Source organism: Curtobacterium sp. UNCCL17 (assembly GCF_000686685.1).
GTDB classification, from domain to species: domain Bacteria; phylum Actinomycetota; class Actinomycetes; order Actinomycetales; family Microbacteriaceae; genus Curtobacterium; species Curtobacterium flaccumfaciens.
Genome location: NZ_KK366003.1, coordinates 133353 through 134426 on the forward strand (window position 1 = coordinate 133353; position 1074 = coordinate 134426).

Consider the following 1074-nt stretch of genomic DNA (forward strand, 5'->3'; position numbering starts at 1 on the left):
CCGCTTCGTCGGTGAAGTTCCGGAACGCCTCGATCAGCGCAGGCATGGCCGTGCCCTTTGCCGACGGGTTCGACAGCGCATGAGCGAGGTCCTGTTGCATCGCCGGCGTCCGCGCCTTCCCCAGCCACTCGATCAGCAGGGGGATCGCGTCCTTGTACCGAATCCGGGCCTCGGCGAAGACGGACAGGTTCGAGAAGTCGTACCCCAGCGCACGGAGGTCGGCCAGGATCGCCGACTGCTCGGCGGCTTCTTCTGCAGTGAACGGCATCAGGTCCTCCGGAGCTTAGGGCGGCGACTTCGGTTCACGAGCTGCTGTGCCCGGGCGGGAGGTCGAGGATCCCCCAGACCGTCGTACCCCGCAGATCGATCGACGTTGCTCCGGCTTGACGGAAGCGCTCCTCCATGAAGATCGACACGAGGAGCAGTCTCCCGCAACGAGCGGGGTCAGAGCCAGCCGGTCTCGTAGGACAGGAAACCCGGACGCTGCAGAGCTTCCAGTTCCTCTCGGACAGCAGCCAGTCTCTGGGCACCCTCGACCGCGAACGCGACCAGACGTCCACGCGTTTCCACGAGCGCGTCATTCCGCTGCAACAGCTCGAGGAGCGCTGCGGCTGCGTCATCACTCTCAACGAAAGCTCGGAGAACCCAGAATGCGCTTCGTTCGAGAACTGCAGTCGGCGTGGGACCGACTCCCTCTCGCTCCTCAAGACGCACTCCATCACCGAGCGACCAGCCGTACGTGAAGAACGGGATGCAGCAGAGCTGGTGCAGGCCGTCACCGAGGTCCCGGAAGAGGAGCTGCTCGAATCGCAGGGGACTCGTCGGCTCTTCAGCGATCATCGCGTCTGCGACGAAGTCGACTCGGCCGGCCCACACCGGGTTCGGGTGCAACGCCCATCGAGCTGGGTCGGGTGCGGTCAAGCAACCTTCTCCAGCGAGACGCCACGAACACACGGGCGCTGGCCCTCGTCGTGGATGGATGACCGCTTCACGCGGCCTGACCGTATCACCCGATCTTCCGCAGCCCGAGCGCAGCCTTCTTCCGCACCCACGGGCGGTCATCGGTCAACTTCT

General features: G+C 65.2%; 2 protein-coding genes. Both read right to left on the reverse strand.

Features of this window, described 5'->3' with window-relative positions:
• Positions 1-268, reverse strand: a 268-nt coding sequence (locus BR70_RS23670) for a hypothetical protein (RefSeq protein ID WP_035809667.1), incomplete at its 3' end; no start/stop codon positions are given.
• Between the two features lie 176 nt (positions 269-444).
• Positions 445-1062, reverse strand: a complete 618-nt coding sequence (locus tag BR70_RS23955; protein ID WP_081827478.1) for a DUF4265 domain-containing protein — start codon at positions 1060-1062, stop codon at positions 445-447.
• Between the last annotated feature and the right edge of the window lie 12 nt (positions 1063-1074).

Bases quoted from the DNA above. Each gene is read 5' to 3' on its own strand.
- BR70_RS23955 (WP_081827478.1), bottom strand. From the start codon at position 1,062: ATGACCGCCCGTGGGTGCGGAAGAAGGCTGCGCTCGGGCTGCGGAAGA.